This window comes from Lacimicrobium alkaliphilum, from assembly GCF_002591895.1.
Classification (GTDB): Bacteria; Pseudomonadota; Gammaproteobacteria; order Enterobacterales; family Alteromonadaceae; genus Lacimicrobium; species Lacimicrobium alkaliphilum.
This window is the reverse complement of record NZ_NISX01000022.1, coordinates 44,897-67,129: the sequence shown is the minus strand read 5'-3', so window position 1 is coordinate 67,129 and position 22,233 is coordinate 44,897. Positions and strand designations below refer to the sequence as shown.

General features: G+C 46.8%; 19 protein-coding genes. 9 read left to right on the top strand and 10 right to left on the bottom strand.

The window, feature by feature from the left end:
* Positions 1-464: 464 nt before the first annotated feature.
* Positions 465-1,904: a sigma-54 dependent transcriptional regulator gene (locus CDA54_RS17365; RefSeq protein WP_099036306.1), complete on the bottom strand. Its 1,440-nt coding sequence runs from the start codon at positions 1,902-1,904 to the stop codon at positions 465-467.
* Between the two features lie 282 nt (positions 1,905-2,186).
* Between CDA54_RS17365 and CDA54_RS17360 the strand changes: the two genes are divergently transcribed.
* Entirely contained in the window at positions 2,187-3,140 is a 954-nt protein-coding gene (locus CDA54_RS17360; RefSeq protein WP_229748165.1) for a KpsF/GutQ family sugar-phosphate isomerase, read from the top strand.
* 68 nt (positions 3,141-3,208) lie between these two features.
* On the opposite strand, the gene CDA54_RS17355 is transcribed toward CDA54_RS17360, so the two are convergent.
* Positions 3,209-4,009, bottom strand: coding sequence for a flagellin N-terminal helical domain-containing protein (locus CDA54_RS17355; protein WP_099036304.1), 801 nt, complete (start codon positions 4,007-4,009; stop codon positions 3,209-3,211).
* Between the two features lie 288 nt (positions 4,010-4,297).
* Here CDA54_RS17355 and CDA54_RS17350 point away from each other — a divergent pair, with 288 nt between their 5' ends.
* The 7 genes from CDA54_RS17350 to CDA54_RS17320 all read left to right on the top strand — a co-directional run bounded on the left by CDA54_RS17350 (position 4,298) and on the right by CDA54_RS17320 (position 11,149).
* Complete coding sequence (locus CDA54_RS17350; RefSeq protein ID WP_099036314.1) at positions 4,298-5,278, top strand: NAD-dependent 4,6-dehydratase LegB; 981 nt, start codon at positions 4,298-4,300, stop codon at positions 5,276-5,278.
* Between the two features lie 135 nt (positions 5,279-5,413).
* Positions 5,414-6,574, top strand: coding sequence for a UDP-N-acetylglucosamine 2-epimerase (gene neuC / locus CDA54_RS17345; protein ID WP_099036303.1), 1,161 nt, complete (start codon positions 5,414-5,416; stop codon positions 6,572-6,574).
* Entirely contained in the window at positions 6,571-7,650 is a 1,080-nt protein-coding gene (gene neuB, locus CDA54_RS17340; protein WP_099036302.1) for an N-acetylneuraminate synthase, read from the top strand. The genes neuC and neuB overlap by 4 nt, the downstream gene beginning before the upstream one ends.
* Positions 7,647-8,690: a nucleotidyltransferase family protein gene (locus tag CDA54_RS17335; RefSeq protein ID WP_229748164.1), complete on the top strand. Its 1,044-nt coding sequence runs from the start codon at positions 7,647-7,649 to the stop codon at positions 8,688-8,690. Before neuB ends, CDA54_RS17335 begins: the two co-directional genes overlap by 4 nt.
* Entirely contained in the window at positions 8,687-9,703 is a 1,017-nt protein-coding gene (locus CDA54_RS17330) for a Gfo/Idh/MocA family protein (protein ID WP_099036301.1), read from the top strand. The genes CDA54_RS17335 and CDA54_RS17330 overlap by 4 nt, the downstream gene beginning before the upstream one ends.
* Complete coding sequence (locus CDA54_RS17325) at positions 9,697-10,395, top strand: acylneuraminate cytidylyltransferase family protein (protein ID WP_099036300.1); 699 nt, start codon at positions 9,697-9,699, stop codon at positions 10,393-10,395. The genes CDA54_RS17330 and CDA54_RS17325 overlap by 7 nt, the downstream gene beginning before the upstream one ends.
* Positions 10,373-11,149, top strand: coding sequence for an oxidoreductase (locus CDA54_RS17320; protein ID WP_099036299.1), 777 nt, complete (start codon positions 10,373-10,375; stop codon positions 11,147-11,149). Before CDA54_RS17325 ends, CDA54_RS17320 begins: the two co-directional genes overlap by 23 nt.
* A 9-nt stretch (positions 11,150-11,158) precedes the next feature.
* Here CDA54_RS17320 and CDA54_RS17315 read toward each other — a convergent pair whose 3' ends face one another.
* From CDA54_RS17315 to CDA54_RS17280, 8 genes are all read right to left on the bottom strand, one after another.
* The gene (locus CDA54_RS17315; protein WP_099036312.1) at positions 11,159-11,926 is read right to left on the bottom strand and encodes a TylF/MycF/NovP-related O-methyltransferase; all 768 of its coding nucleotides are present in this window, start codon (positions 11,924-11,926) and stop codon (positions 11,159-11,161) included.
* A 13-nt stretch (positions 11,927-11,939) separates the two neighbouring features.
* Complete coding sequence (locus tag CDA54_RS17310) at positions 11,940-13,631, bottom strand: MBL fold metallo-hydrolase (protein WP_099036298.1); 1,692 nt, start codon at positions 13,629-13,631, stop codon at positions 11,940-11,942.
* Entirely contained in the window at positions 13,631-14,578 is a 948-nt protein-coding gene (locus CDA54_RS17305; protein ID WP_099036297.1) for a hypothetical protein, read from the bottom strand. Before CDA54_RS17305 ends, CDA54_RS17310 begins: the two co-directional genes overlap by 1 nt.
* A 152-nt stretch (positions 14,579-14,730) precedes the next feature.
* Entirely contained in the window at positions 14,731-15,432 is a 702-nt protein-coding gene (locus CDA54_RS17300) for a phytanoyl-CoA dioxygenase family protein (RefSeq protein ID WP_099036296.1), read from the bottom strand.
* A gap of 205 nt (positions 15,433-15,637) precedes the next feature.
* Positions 15,638-16,462: an FkbM family methyltransferase gene (locus CDA54_RS17295; protein WP_099036295.1), complete on the bottom strand. Its 825-nt coding sequence runs from the start codon at positions 16,460-16,462 to the stop codon at positions 15,638-15,640.
* A 60-nt stretch (positions 16,463-16,522) separates the two neighbouring features.
* Positions 16,523-17,728, bottom strand: a complete 1,206-nt coding sequence (locus tag CDA54_RS17290) for a glycosyltransferase family 2 protein (protein ID WP_099036294.1) — start codon at positions 17,726-17,728, stop codon at positions 16,523-16,525.
* Positions 17,728-18,837: a class I SAM-dependent methyltransferase gene (locus CDA54_RS17285; RefSeq protein WP_099036293.1), complete on the bottom strand. Its 1,110-nt coding sequence runs from the start codon at positions 18,835-18,837 to the stop codon at positions 17,728-17,730. Before CDA54_RS17285 ends, CDA54_RS17290 begins: the two co-directional genes overlap by 1 nt.
* A 62-nt stretch (positions 18,838-18,899) precedes the next feature.
* A complete protein-coding gene (locus CDA54_RS17280) occupies positions 18,900-20,615 on the bottom strand; it encodes a capsular polysaccharide export protein, LipB/KpsS family (RefSeq protein WP_099036292.1) in 1,716 nt (571 codons plus the stop codon).
* 198 nt (positions 20,616-20,813) lie between these two features.
* Here CDA54_RS17280 and CDA54_RS17275 point away from each other — a divergent pair, with 198 nt between their 5' ends.
* A complete protein-coding gene (locus tag CDA54_RS17275; protein WP_099036291.1) occupies positions 20,814-22,217 on the top strand; it encodes a CDP-glycerol glycerophosphotransferase family protein in 1,404 nt (467 codons plus the stop codon).
* Positions 22,218-22,233: the final 16 nt, after the last annotated feature.

Below are 22,233 nucleotides of genomic sequence, written 5' to 3'. Positions count from 1 at the left end.
CAGCAACCTTTGATTCATCTGAGTTGCACCCTCGCTCACCGCCAGCAGTCAAAGGTGCTGGGCAGGCAGAGAACACAGAGGTTTGAATGGCTAAACGCTTTATCTCCTTTAGTGTTTTTCGTGCCTTTCGTGGTCAAAAGCTTTTAAACCACTAACCACAGAAACGCCGAGAGCACAGGGGTATTAACGCTTTAACCATTTATTCTTCTCCGTGAACTCTGCCCGCCCAGCCCCTTTACTTTGCAGTTTTCTGAGGAATATACATCTAATCTAAAAATGCAAAGGTGCGGGGCGGCTCAGCGGTAAAATCTTTTATTTATGGATCAGCACACTGCCAGCACCCCGGATTGCGCTTCGCTACATCCAGGTATACCCAGCAACTTTGACACCGGGATATTGCCGGTAAGCACATTGGTTAATTCATAGGTTGCTTGGCTACAACTGACCACTGATAGCTGATAACTTTATTCTTTAGACAACCCGTATTTGCGCATTTTTTCAACCAGAGTAGTGCGGCGCATACCCAGCACCTCTGCCGCTCTGGCGACCACCCAGTCCTGTTGCTGCAGTGCCTGACTGATCAGATTCACTTCCAGATCAGCCAGATATTCTTTCAGGTTAAGGCCATCTTCAGGTAAAGCATGCCCCTCACCTGTAACCGGTGAGTTGTCACCTTCTGAGGTTGAGTCAGGATCATCATCACTGCCAAACAATGCGTTAATGGCTTCTCTTTCCAGCAACTCCTCAGGATAGTCAGGCTCATAGACCTCAGTGTCCAGATGCTGATATTTGGGCGGCAAGTCACTCACATCCACGACCCTGTTAGGGTGCAGGATTAACAGTCTTTCAACCAAATTAGATAATTCGCGTACATTGCCGGCCCAGGGATGCTCCATCAGTGACTGTAAGGAGGGCTGAGTAAATTTGACCGTATTACCCGTTTCGTTCTCCGCGCGGCTCACCAGTTCCTGCAGTAATAACGGAATGTCATCCTTGCGTTCACGCAAAGGCGGGCTGTCTATGGGAAAAACGTTCAGACGATAATAGAGATCTTCGCGGAAGTTACCTTCCTGTATCATGGTTTCAAGATCGCGATGGGTTGCGGCGATCACCCGTACATTGCAAGGAATTGGTTTCACGCCCCCGACTCTCTCATACGTTCGTTCCTGCAGCACCCGCAACAACTTAACCTGCATTTGCAAAGGCATATCGCCGATTTCATCCAGAAACAATGTACCGGACTCGGCCAACTCGAAACGCCCTTTGCGGGAGCTTACTGCGCCGGTAAAGGCTCCTTTCTCATGACCAAATAACTCACTCTCCAGCAGTTCGCCCGGAATCGCACCACAGTTGACCGGTATAAAGGGCCCCGATTTGCGGTTTGAAAGATAATGAACATTCCTGGCCACCACCTCTTTACCGGTTCCGGACTCACCCAGTACCAATACATTGGCATCGGTGGGCGCTACCTGTTCAATCATATGGCGCACAGCCTGAATACCGGCGCTTTTACCGATCAGGCTACGGAACAATTTGGTCTTATTGTGAACAGATGAACCACTATCCGGTTTGCGGCTCAGATAGGCCTGGCAACGATGCAGCATTTGCGTGAGCTGAGGATAGGTGACCGGCTCACTGACCACCCCAACCTGATTATTGGTGCAGGGCATTGTACTTTGCCCCACCAGCACAAAAGGCAAATATGGATAGGCCTTAGTCAGGGCCTCAATCATCGATCCCGCTTCGGCATCAATTAAGATTGCACTATACAGGTGATTTTGTTGCAGATGGGCTTCTGCCTGAAGCGGGGCTACTTCTTCAGGCTGTTCGCCCATAAAGGTGAGTATGGTCTGAAGGCTGATTCTGCGAGCCTCAGGCTCACTGATAATCAGAATTTTACTCATACCCTGGCGACCTCAAAGTTGACATTACAACCCATGCTAAAAATGAAATAAGGCAGAGGCAATGCCCCCGATTGAAATAGCTAACAAGTCATTGCTGCTGATATTTGATTGTTACCTAGGATTTTAACCATTAACCAGCCTGACGCAACCAGAGCATTCAGGTTTATGATCAATAGCTTAGATATTGCATAAAAAAGCAGCAAATGACGATGAAGATAAGGCTTTTCAGCCCGGCTGGTGAGTATATTCGACAACCCCACCGCTTTTCAGTCAAAATAGTGTATGAGTTCAAAACCTCCTGAAGTCCAGATGAATTATCAGCATATTGCCCGACAGGTATTTGAGATCGAAGCACAAGCGGTGTCAAAACTAGCACAACGCCTGGATAAGCAGTTTGACCGGGCCATTGAGCAAATACTAGACACCAAAGGGCGGGTGATTATCTGCGGCATGGGGAAATCCGGCCAGATAGGCCGCAAGATAGCTGCCACTCTAGCCAGTACCGGTACTCCGAGCTTTTTTATGCACCCTGGCGAGGCCTACCATGGCGATCTGGGCATGATTGCCAGAGAGGATGTGTTTATAGCCATTTCCAACTCAGGTGAAACCGAAGAAGTGCTGAAATTACTGCCTTTTCTGAAAGACAACGGGAACTTCCTGATTGGGCTGACCGGCCGGCAGGATTCCACCTTAGCTATTGCCGCCGACGCCGTTCTCAATGTGGAAGTGGATCAGGAGGCCTGCCCTTTACAACTTGCTCCCACATCCTCTACCACTGCCACACTGGCTATGGGGGACGCTCTGGCTGTAACACTGATGAAAGCCCGGGATTTTCAGCCAGAGGAATTTGCCCGTTTTCATCCCGGCGGTAATCTTGGCCGGCGCTTATTGTCCCGGGTTAAAGATGAAATGATCAGCACCAACCTGCCATTGCTGAAACCCGATGCCAGTTTTGCCGAAGTGGTGGACTCTATATCAGGGGGTAAACTGGGGATAGCCATTGTCGAGTCTGACCAGGGCTATGGCATTATCACAGACGGCGACATTCGCCGCGGATTCACCCGACACGCCAAAGATGTGTTTGATTTGACCGCTGGAAAAATGATGAGCCTGAACCCTAAGAGTATCGATATCAACGCCAGAATGAACGAGGCGTTCACCGTAATGGAACAGAACCACATTACCTCACTACTGGTATTGGATGAAGGAAAACTGGCCGGTATTGTGAAGAAATAAGCTGTATTGAAAACCACATAAAACAAAGGCCGCAGAAGCGGCCTTTATAATGTGTAAAGTTTGCTCTATCAGCTCAACAGTGCCAGCACCTGGCCTTTTTGTTGATTGGCCTGCGCCTGCACAGACAAAGACGCCTGGCCTAAAACATCATTAGCTGCCTGCTGTGAAGTTGCCTGTGCGTAATCTGTGTCCTGAATACGGCCTTTCGCTGCTGCCACATTCACTTCGCTGTTGGCCAGATTACGTGCCGCACTCTCTAGCTGGTTCTGAGTGGCACCCAAATCGGCACGAGCCTGCCCCACGGTTTCCACGGCATTATCGGCAACTTCAAGGGCATCGGATGCGCCCTGAGAAGTGCTGATATCAACATTCAGAATATCGTTCAGGCTACTGGCGACATCCTTTGTGGCAACGCTGATATTCTGGCCTGCATTAGCGCCCACCTGAAAATTGATCTCACCTTCTGCGCTTAGCAGCGGCTTACCAGCGAATTCAGTACGGTCAATAGTATCGGTGATTTCCTGCTGGATTTGCGACACTTCTTTTTGCAGTGCATCACGATCTGAGTCAGACAAAATACCGTTACCGGCCTGAATGGATAACTCGCGGATTCGGTTGACGCCATCGGAGATACCCGACAACCCACCTTCAGCCACCTGTGCCAGTGACACGCCATCATAGGCATTATTGTAAGCCTGGCGTAACCCTGTCGTCTGGGACGTTAGCCTGTCAATAATCTGCTGCGCCGCAGAGTCATCAGCCGCACTGTTAACACGTTTGCCCGAGGCCAGTTTTTCAAACAGGCTCTCCTGCTTGTTCTGCACCTGCTGCAATATTGATGCATTGGACTTCGTATTGATTTCTAACATAATCTACCCCTTCTACCTATGCCCATAAGAATAGCAGAATGGTGGTTAGAAAGTAAGCAGCAAGCGCCCCATAAGATATAACATTTAATACCGTGGCGTTGTGTTGTATAACTTTGTGCTGATTCTAAACTGTGAATCGAATTCCTTCAGCTTCATTCAAAAATAACGATAACAAGTTACATGCTCAGATCCTCGTACTGGCGGAAAAACAGGGGCTGCGGTAGAGTATTGACCAGTGAAACCGATAGCTGCGAGAGTGGCAAAAATGAAACCAGGAGACAATTGTCAGTGGAAAATGTACTTATCACCGGGGCGGATGGTTTTATCGGCTCTCATTTGGCCGAGTTACTTGTTGCAAAAGGTTTTAATGTCCGCGCACTGACACAATATGATTCCCAGAATAGTTGGGGCTGGCTGGACAGTATCCATTGTCTTGATGATATCGAAGTGGTGAGCGGAGACATCCGGGATCCATTTTTTTGTCGGAAAATCACTGAAAAGACAGATAGAGTATTTCATCTGGCCGCATTGATCGCTATCCCATACTCATACAAGGCTCCTGCCAGTTATGTGGAAACAAATGTTCAGGGCACCCTGAACATCTGTCAGGCGGCACTGGATAATGACGTAAAGAGGGTCGTTCATACATCGACCAGCGAAGTCTATGGCACAGCCCAATATGTGCCTATTGATGAGATGCATCCTTTACAGCCACAATCCCCTTACAGTGCTTCAAAAATCGGGGCTGACAGCATGGCCATGAGTTTCTATCACGCTTTCGGCTTACCAGTTACCATAGCCCGCCCATTCAATACTTATGGGCCAAGACAGTCAGCCCGGGCAGTTATCCCAACAATCATTACCCAGATAGCCAAAGGCATGGATAGTATAAAGTTAGGGGATGTTACCCCCACCCGTGACTTCAATTATGTAGAAGATACCTGTGCTGCATTGTTAGCTCTGTCAGAATCCGATAAGACCCTGGGAGAAACGCTGAATATTGCGTCTGGTAGCGAAATCTCTATTGGAGATACCTTGAATCTGCTGCGCGAGCTAATGAAGAGCAAGGTAACATTTCTGACTGATCAACAACGACTTCGTCCCGGAACGTCCGAGGTTTATCGTTTATGGGGAGATAGCAGCAAGTTGCAGGAGCTGACGGGCTTTAAACCCGCTCATGATTTGAAAAGCGGGCTCAGGAAAACCATTGACTGGTTCACTAAAGATGAAAATCTGCAAAGGTACAAGGCTAATATTTACAATGTCTGAAACAACAAGCCTGCTGTTGTCTGCATCAAAAATATTAGGAACAGGCTGGCGGGCAAACGATAAATCAGCAGGTTTCAAAAATGACCGGTTTAGATTACTTACCCGTTTCTCAGATAAGTTAAAGCTGGTGCACCGATGAAAAAAATAGCAGTTTTTACGGGAACACGTGCAGATTATGGGCTGTTGTATTATCTGTTAAAAGGCATTGAGAAGGATCCGGATCTCACCTTACAGCTCATCGTATCAGGTGGCCACCTCTCGCCGGAATTTGGCGATACATGGAAGTCAATAGTCAGGGACGGCTTCAGCATTGATGCCCGGGTTGAAATGCTATTGTCGTCGGATACTTCTGTGGGTATCGCCAAGTCCATGGGCATAGGCATTGTTGGATTTGCTGACGCACTAAACCGCTTATCACCAGATTGCCTGGTGATCCTGGGTGATCGCTTTGAAACACTTGCTATTGCTCAAACCGCTCTGGTGATGTCCATTCCAATGTGCCACATACACGGCGGCGAATTAACTCAGGGAGCCTATGATGACAGCATACGCCATGCCCTTACCAAAATGGCCACCTGGCACTTTGTGGCAACAGACACATACCGCAACAGAGTCATTCAGCTTGGCGAGGCGCCAGAGCGGGTTTTTAATGTGGGTGCCGTGGGACTGGACCACATAACTCAGACTCCATTATTGTCTCAAAGCGAGCTGTCTGAGTCTTTGGGTGGAACCTTATCCTCACCTTACTTTCTGGTAACTTATCATCCGGTTACCAGTGGCGAGGAAGATTCTATTACGGCTTTTCGTAACGTACTGGAGGTTTTAGACAATTATCCTCAACATCAGGTTTTACTGACCTACCCAAATGCCGACAACGGCGGACGGGCACTGATCAAGATGATAGAAACGTGCCAGGCTCAGAATCCGACCAAAGTCGTGGCAGTAAAATCCCTGGGAACCTTGAGGTATCTGTCTGCAGTCCGTCATGCACAAGTTGTCATCGGAAATTCCTCAAGTGGCATCACCGAAGTGCCGACACTAAAGGTACCGACTTTGAATATAGGATCAAGGCAGTTGGGTCGAATATCTGCATCTTCAGTTTTACATTGTGATATCAGCTACGATGCCATCGACAGTGGTTTAAAAACAGCACTGAGCGACGACTTCCGGCAACAATGTCGTCAAACCGTAAATCCTTATGGGCAAGGGCAAGCCAGCGACGCTATTATCAAGGTTCTGAAAACAAAGGATTTAATATCGACCAAGGCCTTTTACGACCTGAAGTTTGAGACATGATGCAAAATAATCGGCAGACTTACATCATCGCGGAAGCAGGAGTCAATCACAATGGTGACCGTGATATGGCGTATGCGTTAATCGACGCAGCTGTCAGTGCCGGTGCCAACGCAGTAAAATTCCAGACATTCAATGCCGCTGGCCTGGCGACAAAAAATGTTCCAAAGGCCGCATATCAGCGCCATACAACAGGTATTCAGGATAACCAGGCGACAATGTTACGTAAGCTCGAACTGCCGCTGGAGTGGCATAGTGACTTACAGCAATATGCGGCGAACTCTGGCATCACTTTTTTGTCAACGGCCTTTGAGCATGACAGCCTGGAATTTCTTCAGAAGCTGGATCTGCCTTTATACAAAATCCCTTCCGGGGAAATTACCAATGGCCCCTTACTCTGGGCTTTTGCACAAACAGCAAGACCGCTGATACTGTCAACCGGCATGGCGACCCTCGGCGAGATTGAACAGGCTTTGGCGGTGATCGCACATGGGCTGGCACATAACTCCCCGCCAGAAAATTCGCAAGCCATCTGGCAGTGCTGGGCTGATGAGAAAACCAGGGCTGTATTACAACAACGGGTTACTCTGCTGCACTGTACCTCTCAGTACCCGGCTCCACTGACGGAAGTCAATCTGAACGCCATGAACACATTGACAACAGCGTTTAACCTTCGCGTAGGCTATTCGGACCACACTCAGGGATTGCTGGTTTCCATTGCGGCGGTGGCCAAAGGAGCCAGCGTAATTGAAAAACACTTCACTCTGGATCGCAGCCTGCCGGGGCCGGATCATGCTGCTTCTCTGGAGCCTGAAGAACTAGCACAGTTGGTTAAAGATATCCGAACGCTTGAAACAGCACTGGGGGAAGGTTGTAAGGCCCCCCAGGAAAGTGAGTGGGATACCCGCCTTGCCGCGCGCCAGAGCCTGATAGCCGCAGTCCCCATAAAAAAAGGGCAACCATTCACATCGGATAACATGCGCACATCACGGGTCGGTGAAGGACTTTCGCCTATGCACTACTGGGACCGTTGTGATCAATTGGCAGAACGCGACTATGACAAGGATGAGCCGCTGTGAATTGGCAGGATGCACTGTTATCACCAGACTCCACACTCGAAGAAGCCATTTCCATGCTGGATCGTGCAGCTCTGCGCATCGTACTGGTTGTTGATAAGGAGCATAAATTACTCGGCACCCTGACAGATGGGGATATACGTCGTTCTCTGCTGAAACATCAGGGACTTGAAACTAATGTCCGCGAGGTTATGAATACTTCGCCAAGGTCGGTTACCAGGCAATGGACCCGGGAACAGATACTCTCAGAAATGCGCCGCTATCAGCTCTTACAATTGCCGGTACTGAATGAAAGCGGACTGGTTGTTGGCCTGGAGACACTGCATGGGCAATTGCAACGGCAAAAAATAGATAACCCAGTGTTTCTGATGGCGGGAGGCTTGGGTACGCGTTTGCGGCCGCTGACACAAACCTGCCCTAAACCCTTATTGCATGTTGGCGGGAAGCCTATCCTTGAGGTTATCCTGCAAAGGTTTGTCGACTCAGGATTTCATCGTTTTTTCATATCCACACATTATCTTTCAGAGATGATTGAGGAACATTTTGGCGATGGCAGCCGCTGGGGGGTAGACATTCAGTATGTGCGCGAAGATGAGCCACTGGGCACAGGGGGGGCTCTGGGCCTGATGCCTGAAGATCAGGTTGACCTGCCATTATTGGTCATGAATGGTGATTTGTTGACCAGTCTGAACTTCCACAACCTACTGAGCTTTCATCAGCAGCATGGTGGTATCGCCTCAATGTGCGTGCGCGAGTATGAACATCAGGTACCTTATGGTGTTGTTGAATTTCAGGATCACCTTGTTCAGGGATTAACTGAAAAGCCGATTCAGCGATTCTTTATCAATGCCGGAATTTACGTACTGTCACCTGAGTTTGTGAACAGCATCCCGGCCAATACCCGGATAGATTTGCCGACGTTACTGGAGCAACAAATTAAGTCAGGCAATCGCGTCAATTTGTTTCCCGCTCATGAATATTGGCTGGATATCGGGCGTATGGAAGATTTCATCCGAGCGCAAACAGATATCGAATCATTATGAAATGCCCGGGCACCACTTATGTAGTTGTCGGCAGCGGTAGCATTGGCCGACGTCATATGACCAACCTGAGAACGCTTTTCCCTGAAGCGATTGTCGGTTGTGTTTCTGCGTCAGGACGGCCACTGTCAGCTGATGAATGCGGGGCCCACAGGGTTATTCCCGATATTGAGTCTGCTGTCACTGCCAGGCCAAGGTTTGCGGTCATTGCATCACCGGCGCCCTTTCATCTTAAACAGGCGTTGCCCTTTCTCAAAGCTGGCATCCCGACATTGATTGAAAAGCCTTTATGCAGTTCATTAACAGAGCTGAAGGAGTACTCGGCACTATTAGTACAATATCAGCACCTTATTGAGATTGGCTATAACCTGAGATATTTGCCCTGTGCGGTACAATTTAAGTCATTGCTTGACCAGCAACACATTGGCCCTCTTCACCACGTACGTATTGAGGTGGGGCAATATCTGCCTGACTGGAGGCCTGGCATCGATTACCGAGCGCAGGTCTCGGCTCAGAGACATCTTGGCGGAGGAGCGCTGTTGGAGCTGAGTCATGAGCTTGACTATTTGTTGTGGATATTCGGGTCATTCACCGAAGTTTCAGCTATTAGCCAGAATTCAGGCACTCTGGGAATAAACGTGGAGGATTCCGTCGATGCCATGTTGTATCGCGCTGATGGCCCTGTTGTCAGTCTCCATCTGGACTTGCTTCAGCGCACACCAACCCGCTACTGCACGGTTACTGGTGAGAAAGGGAAACTACACTGTGAGTTTCTTGCCAACAGGCTGATATTCACCGACGCCAGCGGCAAGAGTCACGATGTCCATGTTCATGATGATTATCAGCCGAACTCCATGTATCTGGATGAAATAAAGCGTTTTGATAAACGCGCTTCGAGCCAACTGCCTCCCAAAGTTAGCTTGGAACAGGCCATCAATATTATGATGTTAATTGAAGCGATACGCCTCTCGTCTGAACAAAAACGGGTAATACGTGTTGAGGATTGCCGATGCTGACAACCTATGCATTTATCTTTGCAAGAGGAGGCTCAAAAGGGCTTCCAGGGAAAAATATTCGTCCTTTGGGCGGCATTCCACTGATTACCCACTCCATCCGCCACGCTCAGGCACTAACGGATGTAACAAGAATCTATGTTTCAACGGATTCAGATGAAATAGCGGATGTCGCCATTCGGGCGGGGGCGGAGGTCATCCATCGACCTAGCGCTCTGGCTTCAGATACAACACCAGAGTGGCAGGCATGGCAACATGCCGTGGAGTATCTGCAACAACAAGATCAGAATTTTGATGTCTTCCTGAGTCTACCGGCTACCAGCCCGTTACGCAGTGTGGATGACATCAAAAAGTGCCTAGCCGCGCTTGATACAGATACGGATATGGTTATTACTGCGGCTCCTGCATCGCGGCATCCCTGTTTTAATATGATCCACAGGAGCGATGATGGACAAAGCAGGCTGGTAATGAGCAACAGTTCTGTTGACCGACGTCAGGACGCTCACCCGGTTTACGACATGACAACGGTTGCCTATGTGACAAGGCCGGATTTTATAATGCGTAATAGCGGCATTTTCTCAGGGCGCGTTAAATCCGTACTTGTACCACGTGAACGAGCGATCGATATTGACGAGGAACTAGATTTTCTGTTTGCGGAGGCCCTTTATCATCATGTCCACCATCATACTGGATAATAAGACTATTCTGGTCGCCGGAGCAGGCGGTCGTCTGGGCAAAGAAATTGTTGCAGCACTGCTGAAGGCTGGCGCTAAAGTCGTCGCGACAGATTATGATGCCCAGGCATTAGAACTCCTGATTAAAGCACATTCGTTCTCTCCCTGGCTGACAACCCAAAGAGTCGATATTACAGATCCGGATTCAATTCGAAACGCCTTCAATCACGCAGTAACAGAATTTGGACGTTTAGATGGCGCCATCAATACCGCCTACCCTCGCAGCAAAAACTATGGCCATCATTTCTTTGATGTCACCTTCGATGACTTTAATGCCAACCTCACCGATCACCTCGGCGGCTTCTTCGTATTTATGCAACAATGTGCAAAGTATGCCATAGAGCAAGATACTGAGTTTACATTGGTAAACTTATCATCCATCTATGGCGTGATTGCACCGAAGTTTTCCGTCTACCAGGACACGGAAATGACCATGCCGGTAGAGTACGCGGCGATAAAGTCAGCCCTACAACACATTACAAGCTATGTCACAGCTTACACAAAAGGATCTCACTTTCGTGCCAACTGTGTCAGCCCCGGAGGCATTGAGGCCGGCCAAAACCAACAGTTTATCGAGCAATACAAAGCTCTGTGTAATAGTAAAGGTATGCTGAATAGTGAGGATATTGTCGGAACAGTACTGTTTCTCTGTTCAGATGCTTCACGCTATGTAAAAGGACAAAACATCGTTGTTGATGATGGTTTTAGCATTTAGATGTTTACCTTACTCAAAAACGGCCCAGGCACAGGTCGGCTGAAACACTGAGCGCTGCAAACGGATATTGTTAAGTCCCAGCACCTCCATCACTGCTGCAGTTTCGCCGGGAAAACCCGGGTGATTCAGTTCGTCAAACACCAATATCGAGCCTTTGGTAAGGCGAGGTAGTATTGCTTCGAGCACGGCTTTTGTCGGTTTGTAAATATCCATATCAAATATCGCCATTGCAATAATGGCGTGTGGGTTTCTTTCCAGCCAGGGTTGAATCGTAGCTGCTGCATCCCCCTTTATCAGCTCAAATTTCCTCATATGGCTAAGGGGCGACAAACTTTCCTGCAAGGTCAGTATTTTGTCTAACTTTTTCTCATAACCCAGCTCTGTTGAATAGTCCCCCGCCTCAAGATGGACTCCATCCCTTACATCATCAACCTGACTAAAGCCTTCAAAGGTATCGAAGCCATAGATCACCCGACTGTAGTTATAAGGTTCGTGTATTCCTCGCAGGGAAATGAGCTGTGAAAGCGTGGCCCCCCACTGCACACCGAATTCGCAAATAACGCCCGGTACATTTAGCAGTTTCTGGTAAAGATCCGCGTAATATAAAATACGACTTAGACTCTGGCGGGTCATCGTCACCAAAGAGTGACTACTCCAGTTGGTACCCAGTTCACTGAGCAGATTCTGATGAATGGCGAGAAGGCTCTCCATTGCCTGGGTTTCTTGATGACTCTTACCACTTAGTTCACGATTCGAGTTTTTTGTGACTGTATTCATAACCTGCTCATTCTCACTGACTGCATGACTGGTCTTCATTAGCATTGATAGATCCAACTTTTGCGACCGCATCATGAATATATATGTTGGTGAAGTGATACCAAAAATCACTGTTGTAAATATTTGGCTCACGATCGATGCTGCATTGAAACCCTATACTCAGATCTTCCCAGGGTAACCCCTGCTGACACACACTCTTTATTTCATTCTGGCGAACCTTTATACGCAGGTAGTTCTTGCCCGTTGTTGTTGCCAGATCTTTAGCATTTTCCGCATCAGGCATCAGCATTGGCGGCCGACGTAAATCAAACTCAATACCAATCGGCTCTGCCTGAACCTGGAACTCGTCATCACATAGCACCAACAACAATACCAGATTACCGTGAAAGCCTGAGTGCATAAAATACTGGCAAATTTGTTCTCTGGTATATTCGCCAACACTCAGCGCTGTCTCCTGCATGTACTGATCAACAGGTTTTTCCTGTAGAGCCGGGTAATCGATCCAACGGTTCTCCTGCAGCTCACCTCCGTGAAACCTGAACAGATTAGCCTGTTCGACGCTGAGCAACTGGCAATCCAGTTGCGCAGCGATACTGCGGTAATCTTCTATGCTGTTTTTATTATTCAGACGCTTAATGTAGCTGTCCCGTGGGGCGGCCTCGGTAAAAAAACCGGCATAAGGTAAAAAATAATCAGGACTGCAACGCGCCATAGCCTGCTTGTTAGTCGCCCTGATGGCCCCTCTGTTTCTCTGAATCAGTCTGGCTTTTTCCTGTTCTGAATAGAGTTCAAAACAAAGCGGAAATCCGGAAGCCCCGCCGGCGAAAGAGCTACAAAGCAAGTCAACCTTTTCAGGTATACGCCCGAAATCAATAAAGTTACTATCCACAGTCAATAAAGCAGTGAATCTCCCAAGCTGAATCAATAAGCCTGAGTCATCTCTGAAATCACCACTTTTTAACACCGAAAACGCAATTTGCTGTTCATCTGAATATAACTCTTCATTAAATCCACACGTCAGGATGTTGGAAAAACCCAGACTGGTCAGATATCTGACCGTTGACCCACTAACGAAAGGGGCAGTGAGAATGGGGATATCTTTACGCAGGTATGACAGGGACTCAGGGTGTAGGTGATCCGGATGATTGTGCGAAATATAAATGAAGTCACATTCATTTAACCTCTGGAACACGTCGGCAGGCGAAGGTCTGGACAACCACCAACCATTGCAAAATGCCGGACCTACCACCCAGGGGTCGGTGGCAAAACTCAGCAAACCATCAACATTGAACAGTAAACAGGCATGATTAATAAATTCGACCTGAGTCTCATAATGGCGGGTAAAACCTGACAGCTCTCTTCTGTTCTCTGCGCTTTCAACACAGATCACGGGAGAGTCCAACTCATGCTTATCAACCACCATTAACGGCTTTTTAGTACATTTTACATCCATGTACTGACTCGTCTCGGGGTTTAACGTCCAGCCATGAAGTGGGCAACTGGCGACTTTATCGCGCACAAACAAACGCCCCCCATTGTGATCGCAGATGCGGTCGAATATTTTGACCCTTTCACCATCATCAAAGATCAACAGTTCATCGGTTTGCTGTAACCCTGGAGCCAGATTATCCAGATTCAGCTCTATATCCCTGGTTTGTCGTTTGAAGGCCGCGGGGCGCCTTTTCAGCTCACGTATATCCATCATTACTGTGCCAACTGCGGACAATCCTGATCAGCCAGGACTTTGCTGTTTATACCCAGCTCAGGCAGCTTCGAATAAAAGCACATCAGAGCATCATAGAGACTGTACAAATTGGTCATTACATTTTGGGATTTCAGAGCTTCCAGATCTGCTTCGGGTATCCTGTAACAGGTTACCGGCACCTTACCCTGGAACAGGATTTTAACGTTAGTTAATGAGGTAGAATGCATGCCGACTACGGCTTTCGGCCTCCTGCCTTGCTGAGTTAGTATTAGCTCATACGGCGCATTGTTGACTTCGACACTAAATCCCAGCTCTGCCAGCATCCCCTGTTTGCCTGAGATGTCTTCGGCCCGATGGGAAAAATATACGGCACGACCGTATCCTTTGTAATTGGCCATCGCATCGGCTAACAGATCAAAGTAACGCTGCTCCGATAATAATCCTTTTTCAGAAACAGGAGCGCCGATAAAGTGCCATTCCTTGTTCATTCTGACGTTGGGAGGAAATGCGTTACGTAAAACCGACAGCGTGTTAGTTAACACCTTGTCACCACCTAATGGGTATATTGAAAAAACCTCGATCTTTTTGTTTTTTACTTCCATACCCAGCGATAACTTCAGTTGCCTGGCCATTTCCTGCCTTTCGGGGCTGGAAACTGTCATTGATATGGGAATAGTAAAATCTGCGGGCTTCAATACAAAATTGTACAATAGCACTGTAACGGCACCATCATCTACCAGATAAATGTTATTACTTTTAATCGAACATGCCAGATCCTGCATCCATTGATGACGTAAATCCCCAATCAGGATTGCGGTATAGTGTTTGTTTTCTTCTTTGACGGCTAACCAGGAATATGAGGCAATACGCTGGGCCAAATCACCCTTTTTCAGAATATTCACAGGAACAATACGTTCGGGTGGATACTGAGCATATAAGGATTGCAACTGATTCGCAGAATTTGCACACCTCTCAGACCCATCTATTACCGTGACTGAAGCCCCTTGATATCTCTGTTGAATTAGCTCAAGCGCACACAAATACTGGAAGGGTGAAGTCACTAATACCAAAACTTCTCCTCCATTTTGAGTATTCGCCATCAGGCCAGACAACTCTTGTTCACTAACTTATCAATATGAGCCGGAATGCCACCTTTCCAGTGATAACTGGTTAATGAGAATCGCTCATTGCTTTGTATCGGCTTGCCCCGGTGAATGCCCCTCGTATTGGAAATAATCAGACTTCCTGCGGGTCCACACACTTCAACCAGACGATCCACCGGTAGCACAGATGTAGGATCGCAGGAGATACGGTTCTCTGTAACAGGTATGTCGTAATGCTCTTCCAATTCAGCGAGGCTGTTCTCACTTGAAGTGTTCAGGTAATACTGAAAAGGGCCATTATCGGAGTTAACATCGGTAAGATACACCAGTGCCTTAAATTGATCACTGTGCACAGAGTCTCGGTGCCATCCTCCCCCAGAGCCCAGGTTTCCGGGCCTAAAAAGTAGATGACCACTGGTAATAAAGCCACTTCCAGGCGGTTGGCCGTAGAGCGAAGCGATAACGCGCCCGACTAAAACATCCTTGCGAATATCCAGTTCAGACTGGAACGCCTCGATACCCATTATGCGCGTGTCAGAACCTTGTGCGTCCCGCCAGATATCTACATCCCTGTTAGCCTCATGTGCGCGAATAATTCCGACAGCCTGCTCGCAGAACTGATGAGAGTAATACTCAGGTATCATGCACAGACCAAAATACCTGACGCGCTCCAGTACTGCTTCCACAGCGTCTGGCAAACTTCGCCTTCTTAGATCAGTCAGTATATAATCGACTGTGCCGTGCATTGCATCCTCCAAAACATCAAGTGGTCAACACAACATCCGAATCACGTCTGTGGCAACAGACACAGATTGTTCATACTCTCAAGAATTACTATGTTATCGGCAATCGTGCTATATCCTTTAAGATAGTGGACACTGGGTAAAATTTACCTTCAGAAGATCACCCCACTTCCGGATTTCTGACTAAAATCATCTCAATTGAAAAATACTTATACCTCTCACGCGGTATCACATAAGCTTTATAAGAAAGTGAATCAAAGCGTTCTAGCAGATTTAACAATTCTCTGTAAAACTGAAAAAATTCCATAGCATCCTTTTTGTTTGGCCGTTCAAATTCTACAATAACCTGACCCGGATATATTTTTTCATCCAACATATGATTGAGAACTCCCATCGCAGCACCCTCAATGTCCAGCTTAATCAGATCTATTGATGTGTGACCATACTCCTGCATTAGTACAGGCAAGGTTTTACAGGGAGCTGAAAACTCTTGCCCTGCATGCTCAAATACCATTGAAGGCGAGCCACCATACATTGGCGTATAAAATTTTATTTCACCAGAATCTTTCCACACACCAACCTGTTGGAATTTAAATAGTTTGTTATTCTTTTTATTGATATGCCTGGTGGCAATAATCGACGGATCAAACAGATAAACATTGCAGTTATAAGCTGTAGATACTTGTTCGTCAAAACTAGTATCATTAAGCACCCCGAGTGAGTATATCGTACTCTTTTCACACAAGGGAATCTTCCTGCTGACACAGTAATTCCCCAGAGAAACAAACTCCTCGTTATCGACTGCGGGTAACTGAAGTTCGAAACGCTTTGCCAGAACCCGCTCAGGATTCAACCAATAGTGAAAATCCCCGAACTTTATCTTTTTAATCACATCATGATAGAAGCGTGAGCGAACATACCAAATGGCTTTACGTAAACCACCACTTCTATAATGTCGAATTATGCCCACTATAATCTTTTTCATATTACTTCTTATAAAGTTTATATTGATGGTGTTGGTATATATTTACCAATCGGTTGGCCTTCAGAATATTAACACCTTTGAACAAGCTTCCGGCATTCTCTCTGCCAATTGCCTCTGCATCTGTTGCTGATGCCGATCAGTCATCAATACTATTGCCTCTGCTTCCCTAAGCAACTTAGCTTCAACACTCTGAACTGATCTTAGCGGAATGCTGGAAAATAAAACCCCATGTTCTGGTGCGCATTGATCTAAAATACATATCACTTCTGATGACGAGTCTTCCATTGAAAAATAATGCAAAGTATAGTTGTTCGCTCCCCACAGGATTACTCGTTTTACGTTATTTTTGTTAAAATAATCTAACAAGCGGCGGTAGCGAGCTTTTAATCTTTTTCTATTCAGGCAACTCCCAATTAGAGTCCTTTGCGAAGAAATACTGAAAAATATTTTTGGCCAACACATTAGAATAAAAAACAACCGCATCAACTCATCCTGCTGAGCTGCTTTTTTAATAACTACGCGCTGCAAATAGCTATTTTTAGTTCTAGGATCAAAGTAACATCTGTATTCACGAAGAAAGTTTAAAGAAAACCGCCAATCTAAACTCTTGGCTACACCACTGTCTGAATCTCTATAACGCAAGGCCAGGGGCAAAGAAATAAATTCAAAATTTTCGCAAACCTCACCGACTCGCAGACAAAAATCCCAGTCCTGATGACCTTTAAGCTTTTCATTAAACAGAGTTTGACTAGCCAGTTCCCGACTCACGGTAATTGTGCTGGACTGGATCCCTCCGACATTATTGGTCACAAAAGAATAGTGAGCAACGCTTTCAGCGTTGCTTTTCGCCTGTTTTGGCAGCGCTGACCTTTTTATACCATTATCAACATTCTGATATTGGTGATGAAGCAGAATAGGCAATCTACTTCTAACCTGAGTGTCTAAAACCTCACTTACCCGCTGTAACTTCTCAGGCAACCATTCATCATCAGAATCAAGAAAACAAATATAGTCGCCCCTGGCTGCTCGGATTCCTGTATTTCTCGCAGCGGCACCATTCTTATTAGATGGATGCACCAGAAGCTGAATACGTTGATCATTTAATTCCGTAATTAATTGCCTGATCTGCTTCGCTATATCAGCTTCAGAGCCATCATCCACAACGTATACTTCAAAGTCCTGGCAAGTTTGCCTCAAAACAGAACTTAGCGCTCGCTCCAGAGGCTCAACCCTATTGTAAACAGGAATAACAACTGAAAAGCGCATCAGCGCCTCGCTACTGCAATCGTAAAGCAGCCATCGTTACCCGGCGTCACAGGTGCCGCTTTAGCATCTTCCTGCTTGAATAGCCTGATATCTGAGAATCCGCAAGACTGCAACAGGTCGACCACTTCACTCACAGTGTAGTGTTTGATATGAAAGGCAAATCTATTTTTATCAAATGGCATAACATCCTGATTAGGAGTGGAACAAATTAGTACACCACCAGGTCTGAGACATGAATAGAACACTGATAATAACTGCCTGTCGAAGTCTATATGCTCAATAGTCTCAAAGGAGACCACTGCATCCATCTTGCCTTCAGGAATTTCTAATTTACGGGCATCCTGGCATATGAAGCGGGTGCGCTCGCCTGAATAATAAGTATTGGCATAGTCGATAGCACCTTTGTCAATATCGACTCCTATTACCTCACTACCAGTTTGCTCATTCAGCATCAGCGAACCGTAGCCAATACCACAAGCCAGATCCAGGATACTATTAGGTTTCAAGGGCTTTAGCTGTTCACAGGCAAACTGATATCGTTCTTTATGGTCCTGACGAATGTTCTCATAGCTCGGAGTGACCTGACGCTCGCCCTTATGCATGGTTTTCACACCCTTTGCAATCAGCCTGCCTGCCTCCTGCGCAACAGAAACGCGGACAAATCCGGCTCTTTGCATAAGAAAATTCAGGCGCGCCTTGTTATAACCTGACTTGTGACAATCATGGTATAAGCCGCTGTATTTATCCGACCTTGGGTTGGCATCTATCTGCGCACCAAATAAACCTGCAAACGCTAAACGTGCTTCTGAGTCCATATCACGCAGATTTTTCTCATCCCAGACGGCCTTTTGCCATAATTGCAGATAGTAATCCAGATCCGGCAGAATGATTTCCAATTTCCCCTCAATATCAAGAGCATTGTACCAATCCAGCATGGCCGCCTCCGCTTCCATACTGCTCAGATATTGCAGATGGTTATCGCTGACTATGCGTTGTAATCCTGAACACGTTTCCGACAGCTTCCATGGAGGGGTGATGGATGTAACTTGCTCATCAATACAAATCGAAACTTCACCACTTTTGTGATGAACTACATGCGCTGCTTTCAACTAACTTCTCCTGTAATGTCCTCAATCCTTCAGCTCAGCTATTGACAATAAATCACCAACATTTAATGCAGAGGATGGAGGACATAGTGCAGCTTATCTGCAAGCTGAACCTTTTTCGCCCGATATGCTTCTATATCGGAATTGTGTTGCAAAGCTTTACTGGCCAGCACCTTCGCTTTAGCCCTGGGGCAGGTGAAAATGATCATACCCGAGAAGTTTTTCAATAAAGATGTATCGAATAAACGAACCTGCTGCCCGAAAATATCCTGTCCGATATCGGCCATATTATCTGAACAAAGGATGAAACGTTCACTATTGTGTTTTACCAACAGATGGGTCAGAGTGCCTACCCCGAACAACAGGATTTTTCCTTTAGCTAATTCGACTTTGGAGCCACTGACAAAACTCCACCCCGGCGTACCATCAGCCTGAATACCATAGTCACAAAGCAAATACTTACTATGGAAATAGCCATAGCCTCTCACTAAACGTGATTTAATGCGTCTATAGCCTGATACCAACTTGCATAACAAGGCATCTTTTTTGGAACTAATATTCTGCGCACTGAGGCGGGCATAGGTTGCCGAGCGACTGCGTCGGCATAAATAGCCATTTACCAATCCATATAAGTAATTTTTCAGCACAACACCGGCCTGTTGATCCGGCTTCCATCCATCCACTAATCTGGCCATCTGAACTGCAAGTGTCTCCCTGTCAGTGGCTTCGAGAAAACAGCCGCTATCGGCGTAGTAAGGCTTTGCGCAAACCAGCACCGCCTTTCCTCTGTATGCCATCTCTAAGCCGCTCTGGCTGTTGGCCACAATACCAAAACTGGCCAGTTGCATCAGTTTATAGGTATTAAACTGCTGACCCGATATCAGTAATACTCTGGGGTGACTGGCATAGCGCTGTTCCAAGTGGGCCAACGTCTGATCACCATAACGTTGCTCCAGAGGATGCAGCCGGCAAACCATTAACCAATCCTTGTCGCTTTGCTCCAGGAAGCTGTCGATAGCTGCACTCAAAAAGTCTTTCTGATCGGCAAAATTTTTCAGATCATTAACGATCACAGCGTCGTGTGCCACTTGTCCTAACAGCAACGCAATTTTACCCTGATGAGAAGCCAGTCGCTCAGCAATGTGTTCCGCACCACTGTCCGGACATGGCTGGCTGATATAGCCATCCATCAACGCACCTGTGTTTCTGGAATAAACCAGCTCATCAAGGATAACATGTGCTTCTTCAGGCAATTTATGCAGCCGCTGTTGTTGCCAGCGCAGGCGGTATCCATGATGATTGCATACCTGGCGGGCAAAAAATTCCAGATAATAATATTGCTGCAGAAAAAAAGTCTCCAGCGTAATCACCTGGCTGACATACTTGTCTGCGAAGAGCCCACCTAATTTTGACTCAATACGGTAATTGCCGAAGGCCACCACAAAGGCAACATTGCCATTTATAAAATGCTGCTCCAGTTGCCAGGCGAAGTTGCGAAATGCTCCTATCAGGGCTTGTTTCTTGTCCTTGTCAATGGCCCCATAGTCATACATGCCACTCAGGCGAGCGAACGTATGCCTGGCCATCTCATCCCAATCGAGGTCAGATAAGTAATTATCCGGGTGGTGTTGCTCCACGTTGGCCAATACAGAACTTTTCCAGACTGGCATGGGCAGATCAATAAGATGATAACCAGCCTCAAAGAAATATTCCCTTAACCAGATGTGCACCATACCATTGGCATGAGGCCGATCAAGAAAGAGCACCGCGCTTTTTTGCATTTACCCCTTCCTTACTCTCTAATAGTCATTACACATTGATTATTAAACGGAATATATATCAACTATCGTCTCTGTAACCAGCCTCTTTAGTGTATTGACATAAAGTAACTGTTACGCGAATCATAAGCAAAATTTACCCAAGTAACCTCACCATGGGGCCGATACCTTTCATGGAGAAAAGCAAATAGTGGATTATTTATGAGCAATGTACTGATTTTTGGCGCATCCAGGAAAGGTCAGATGGCCAAAAGAGCCCTGGCTTCAGATTTTGAGATCTCAGGTTTTATCGACAATGATCAAAAACGCCAGGGATCAAGCTTCTGTGATTTACCAATATTCAGTCTGGAACAGGCGAGAAGACATTTTCCGGATATGAATATTGTGATCGCTTCTCAATTTGCCGTTGAAATCTGTGAGCAATTGATTCATTCAGGTATATCTCACTTTGCCATTTACGATCCTCAGTACAAAGGAATGCGCACAGAAGCCCCACCACTGCGCTGGTTTGACACCAATGCTGAAGACAGCATTGAACCGGGCAAAGTAACCTTACTGGTACATAACCATTCAGGCTCCAACACCCTGGCTTTAGCCAAAAGTGGCGCACTAGAACAGGTTGGTTTGCAGGCACAAAGGGCTCTGGACTATCAAAAAGATCAGCGCTATTTACAGCAAATCCTCACCAGTGACGTTATCGTCACCACCCATGAGACCGTTATCCGCCCTCAGACCCGCGCAATTCAACTATGGCATGGATTCCCTCTAAAAGGGCTGAACCGCATGAGCCTGGCGACAGACAACAACACCAGGAATAAGGTTTGCCAATACTGGCAGCAATACCGGGCCATTGGCTCCTATTCTCACACCTACTCCACTTTGATGAATGCCTGCTATGGCGCCAACGCAGAGCAATACCAAATAACAGGCATGCCCAGAAATGATGCCTTGCTGAGTGCTCCAGCCACAGAGAACCTGTGCAAATTATTAGGCAGAAACCTCGATGACTGGCATATTATTTTTTATTTACCGACTTTTCGAAAAGATCAGTTCGGGCAGGTGAACGGTGCACCATCATCAGATTTGTTTGGCGTTCCCGGCTTTGAGCTGCAGGCCTTTATCGATCTGTTAGCTAAACATAAAATTTTACTGGTAGTAAAACCCCACCCCTATCAGGAAGAGGACTTTGGCATGGGAGAACCTGGCCAGCTTCCAAAACAGGTGGAAGTGCTGACAGAACATATGTTTTGCGAATCCGGGCTGGATCTGTATGAAGTGTTAGGCGCAGCAGAGATGCTGATTACCGACTACTCCTCAGTCTATTTTGATTATTTGCTAATGGATAGACCCATACTTTTCACACCGGGAGATCTCACCCAGTACCAACAAAACCGGGGAATGCTACTTGAACCCTATGATTTCTGGGCACCAGGGCCCAAAGTCACTGATCAGGAAACCCTGCAGAAAACATTATTAAAACAACTGAATGCCCCTGATGATGGCGCCATCCAAAGGCGTCAGATCCGTGATATCGTGCATCATTTTCAGGACGATCAATCGAGCCAGCGTGTTGCCAAACTGATCGAACAGTTGATAAATAGTTAACCACTGCTCAAAGCTA

Bases quoted from the DNA above. Each gene is read 5' to 3' on its own strand.
- CDA54_RS17365 (WP_099036306.1), bottom strand. From the start codon at position 1,904: ATGAGTAAAATTCTGATTATCAGTGAGCCTGAGGCTCGCAGAATCAGC.
- CDA54_RS17360 (WP_229748165.1), top strand. From the start codon at position 2,187: ATGAGTTCAAAACCTCCTGAAGTCCAGATGAATTATCAGCATATTGCC.
- CDA54_RS17355 (WP_099036304.1), bottom strand. From the start codon at position 4,009: ATGTTAGAAATCAATACGAAGTCCAATGCATCAATATTGCAGCAGGTG.
- neuC (WP_099036303.1), top strand. From the start codon at position 5,414: ATGAAAAAAATAGCAGTTTTTACGGGAACACGTGCAGATTATGGGCTG.
- neuB (WP_099036302.1), top strand. From the start codon at position 6,571: ATGATGCAAAATAATCGGCAGACTTACATCATCGCGGAAGCAGGAGTC.
- CDA54_RS17330 (WP_099036301.1), top strand. From the start codon at position 8,687: ATGAAATGCCCGGGCACCACTTATGTAGTTGTCGGCAGCGGTAGCATT.
- CDA54_RS17325 (WP_099036300.1), top strand. From the start codon at position 9,697: ATGCTGACAACCTATGCATTTATCTTTGCAAGAGGAGGCTCAAAAGGG.
- CDA54_RS17320 (WP_099036299.1), top strand. From the start codon at position 10,373: ATGTCCACCATCATACTGGATAATAAGACTATTCTGGTCGCCGGAGCA.
- CDA54_RS17315 (WP_099036312.1), bottom strand. From the start codon at position 11,926: ATGAATACAGTCACAAAAAACTCGAATCGTGAACTAAGTGGTAAGAGT.
- CDA54_RS17310 (WP_099036298.1), bottom strand. From the start codon at position 13,631: ATGATGGATATACGTGAGCTGAAAAGGCGCCCCGCGGCCTTCAAACGA.
- CDA54_RS17295 (WP_099036295.1), bottom strand. From the start codon at position 16,462: ATGAAAAAGATTATAGTGGGCATAATTCGACATTATAGAAGTGGTGGT.
- CDA54_RS17290 (WP_099036294.1), bottom strand. From the start codon at position 17,728: ATGCGCTTTTCAGTTGTTATTCCTGTTTACAATAGGGTTGAGCCTCTG.
- CDA54_RS17280 (WP_099036292.1), bottom strand. From the start codon at position 20,615: ATGCAAAAAAGCGCGGTGCTCTTTCTTGATCGGCCTCATGCCAATGGT.
- CDA54_RS17275 (WP_099036291.1), top strand. From the start codon at position 20,814: ATGAGCAATGTACTGATTTTTGGCGCATCCAGGAAAGGTCAGATGGCC.